The organism is Microbacterium sp. 4NA327F11, assembly GCF_005503465.1.
GTDB lineage: Bacteria > Actinomycetota > Actinomycetes > Actinomycetales > Microbacteriaceae > Microbacterium > Microbacterium ginsengisoli.
In genome coordinates, this window is sequence record NZ_SCOB01000052.1 from 1 (window position 1) to 1860 (window position 1860).

Annotated in this window: 2 protein-coding genes; both read left to right on the forward strand. The window is 59.9% G+C overall.

Annotated elements, in window-relative coordinates; all coding sequences use genetic code 11:
• The first annotated feature begins 118 nt into the window (after positions 1-118).
• Entirely contained in the window at positions 119-1390 is a 1272-nt protein-coding gene (locus tag FFS51_RS14555; protein ID WP_137878786.1) for a hypothetical protein, read from the forward strand.
• A gap of 10 nt (positions 1391-1400) precedes the next feature.
• Positions 1401-1739, forward strand: coding sequence for a hypothetical protein (locus FFS51_RS14560; protein ID WP_137878787.1), 339 nt, complete (start codon positions 1401-1403; stop codon positions 1737-1739).
• Positions 1740-1860 lie beyond the last annotated feature (121 nt).

Here is a 1860-nt window from a genome sequence, read left to right on the forward strand (position 1 = left end):
AGCGTGAGACACGAAGACCTCCGTGGTCAGGATGCGAGTGTGGTAACCCACATCCTGCCCGGAGGTCTTCGCCTACCTCACCCGTTCACAACCTCCCGGGGAAGTACAGCTAGAGGTCGTGTCCGGCACGCTGCAACACGACGACGCCTCCGAGTTCGAGCCTGAAGGTCACGAGTTCGACGACGACATCAGCTATTTGTATGCCAAGCGCGCCGCTATAAGTCTGCTTGAGGAGTTGGCGAAGAAGATCGACGAGCGAGCAATCCCCGAGGACGTCATCGCTACTGTCGCGGATCTCTTGATCGCCTCACTCGACGATGAGAGCGCGTGGGCACAATATGCGGGTGAGGCGCTTCGCGACGACGGTATGGACCCACTCACGCTGTCGATCAATCGCACTTGGCCGATTGCAGTGCGAGGCCTCACCAGGTTGATCGTGCATGGGGATGGCGCGCCCTGGTATCAACGAAGCCGGAATGCTCTGGATCGCGAACTCGCGAGAGATGATCCTGCTGGCTCGGCCGCCGCAGTGATTGGCGAGAACTCAGCTGTACTACTCCACTTTGGTGGGGACTGGATGGACGTTAGCGCTGTGCGAGTCTTTGGCACAGAGGAGGGCATCACCACTGGTCAACAGATAGCGCTAACGACCGCGCTCTTGGGCAATCAGTTCAATCGTCCACAATTTGATCTGCTTCGCGGCCCAATGATGGCTGCCATTGCGAGCGAGGATGAGCTGACGCTTGGCTGGCGTGGACAAGGGAGTCCACTCGAGCTCGTTGGCCGGTGGATCGTGATTGCCTATCTAATCGGCCACATCGAGATCGACGATCCTCTGATGCTCGGCTTTTTCGACTCTGTCGCCGCGGACACGCGCGGTGATGTGATTGGGCACATCGCCTGGACCAACCTGCACGCCGACACTGTCGACCGCGACATCCTGGATCGCATCGAGCATCTGTGGGAACTTCGCGCGCAACACGTGGAGCAGCACCCCGAAGACAGCGCCGAGCTCAAGGACTTCTACTGGTTCATCAGCAACGGGAAGCACTCGAGCGAGTGGTGGCTGCCCAGGCTCGTACAGGCGGCGAGACTGGTTCCTGATTTGCAGACACACGGACTGATCGGTAAACAGCTGGCCGAAGCCTCCGTGACCGATCCCGCTCTTGCTTTCACAGCGATCCAATTGCTGATGCATCACGACGACGGTCCCGGGATGGGTAGCTATGACCTCACCGAGCACGCACTTCCTACGGTTCTTGCATCGGCCCTTGACTCGGGGCAACCGGCACTTGCGCGCGAGGCGTCCGAGTTAATGAACAAGCTCGGCGCGAAGAACATGGTTCATCTGCGAGACCAAGTCGAGGCGATTCGACGCGGACGCGCCTAGCATTTGAGCTATGACGGACGGAACCGAGGATGCGGCCGGCTCTATCGGCGAGAACATCATCGAGTCGATGTTCACGACGTGGGTAGATGCCGAGCTGATTCGACGCGGCGGCGCTCTTACGAGGACCGACATAAGCAAGGCGGTGATCGAGCTCCCACCCTTCGGCGCGACGCCGATCGTGCGTCTCAACGATGAGGTAGTGCTCCAGGCACGCGCGGTGGGCTCTGCGCCAATCGCAAAGGGCGATCCCGTCACCTCTGAAAACGTCAGTAGCCTTGAGGCGTTCGGGCGTGAAGCAGGAATCGGTGGCAGATTCGGTTTAGGCCGCGAGTGTGAGCGGCTCGGTTAGCTTGGCTTGGGCGTGAAGCAGGAACTGGTGACAACTGATCGTTAGTGCCGGGAGGCGCTGACGGGGAGGATGTCATCATGCCCGGTCCCTATCCCAGAGAGTTTCGCGAAGACGTTGTCGC